The sequence below is a fragment of the Sulfitobacter sp. genome (assembly GCF_041552635.1).
Taxonomy (GTDB): Bacteria; Pseudomonadota; Alphaproteobacteria; order Rhodobacterales; family Rhodobacteraceae; genus Sulfitobacter.
Genome location: NZ_JBFEKM010000384.1, coordinates 1 through 1,216 on the forward strand (window position 1 = coordinate 1; position 1,216 = coordinate 1,216).

Here is a 1,216-nt window from a genome sequence, read left to right on the forward strand (position 1 = left end):
AGCCCTAACATCAATATATTCACACAAAGACTGGATTATTATCAGGTAGTTACCAAGATCTGGGAGACGAGGCATCCTACCTGCTCTAGAGCGTGTTGCAGTTAATTGGCCTCATAGCCTGCTGCTCTGAAGAAGTTATAGCATTCCTCGTCTGAGAACAGGTCGCAAACCCGGCCGACCGCTTGCCAGAGGTCTTCGTATGTTCGGGTCGCAGCCTTTCTGATGAGCGCCTTGAGTTTCGAGAACGCCATTTCAATCGGGTTCAAATCGGGACTGTAGGGCGGCAAAAACAGAAACCATGTGCCGATCTCGCGCAGGGTTCGGGCCGCACTGGGGTTTTTGTGGCTGGGCAGGTTGTCGAGGATAACGACATCGCCTGCACGCAATGTCTGGGCCAGCTGGGTCTCGACATAGCGATCAAACATTTCCCCGTTCATTGCTCCGTCGATCACCCAGGGTGCATCCAGCCGGTCATGACGGAGGGCACCGATAAAAGTTTGGGTGCGCCAGTGCCCGAACGGCGCATGATCGACCAAACGCTGCCCGCGCGGTGCCCAGCCGGTCGTCTTGGCCATGTTGGTCTTGACTGAGGTTTCGTCGATGAAGGCCAGCCTTTCCAGATGGTTGGCCATGAAGGGCTGACGTTTCGTGATCCAGATGCGGCGCAGGTCAGCAACATCCTTGCGCTTCTGTTCAAGCGCCTGCAGGTCTTTTTTTATGCGTCAATCCGAGGCCACGCAGAACCCGCCAGACGGTGCCGCGATGAACGTCGATACCGTGGGTCTCAGCCAGTTCGGCAACCAACTCATCGAGCGTGATCTCGCCTTTGACGGTGACGCGCGCATCTATCCACCCGGTCACCCCGGCCAGCTTTCCATGTCCGCCGCCATTGCCCTGAGGCCGCGGCAAAAGTGATCCCGTTTCGCACCGCAGTTTGATCAGGTCGTTCACGAATTTCGGTGACACCCGGAAATGCCGCGCCGCCTCACGGTGTCCATGGCCCTCATCGACAAACGCGACAACACGCGTTCGCAGCTCTATTGGATGTGGCTTGCCCATCTGTAACTCCCATATCTGCCTCAAGGGCAGGGAATCACATCACAGCCAATCTGGGAATCCTGAATCTGAAAGGCAGAGACACGCTCTAGTGCAGATGCCATAGGAAAGGCCATTTTCAGCCTCCTTGAGTCGCCTAAATGACATCTCATTCTAGCAC

The 1,216-nt window shown here is 56.0% G+C and carries 2 protein-coding genes; one reads left to right on the top strand and one right to left on the bottom strand.

What is annotated here, in order from left to right; genetic code table 11:
- Positions 1-101: 101 nt before the first annotated feature.
- Positions 102-719 carry an IS630 family transposase gene (locus ABYT07_RS21275; protein ID WP_372993981.1) on the bottom strand — a complete coding sequence of 206 codons (618 nt, stop codon included), beginning with the start codon at positions 717-719 and terminating at the stop codon, positions 102-104.
- Here ABYT07_RS21275 and ABYT07_RS21280 point away from each other — a divergent pair.
- Positions 718-915, top strand: a complete 198-nt coding sequence (locus ABYT07_RS21280; protein ID WP_372993980.1) for a hypothetical protein — start codon at positions 718-720, stop codon at positions 913-915. The genes ABYT07_RS21275 and ABYT07_RS21280 overlap by 2 nt on opposite strands.
- Positions 916-1,216 lie beyond the last annotated feature (301 nt).

Excerpts from the sequence above, each read along its gene's own strand:
- ABYT07_RS21280 (WP_372993980.1), top strand. The coding sequence starts at position 718 with ATGCGTCAATCCGAGGCCACGCAGAACCCGCCAGACGGTGCCGCGATG.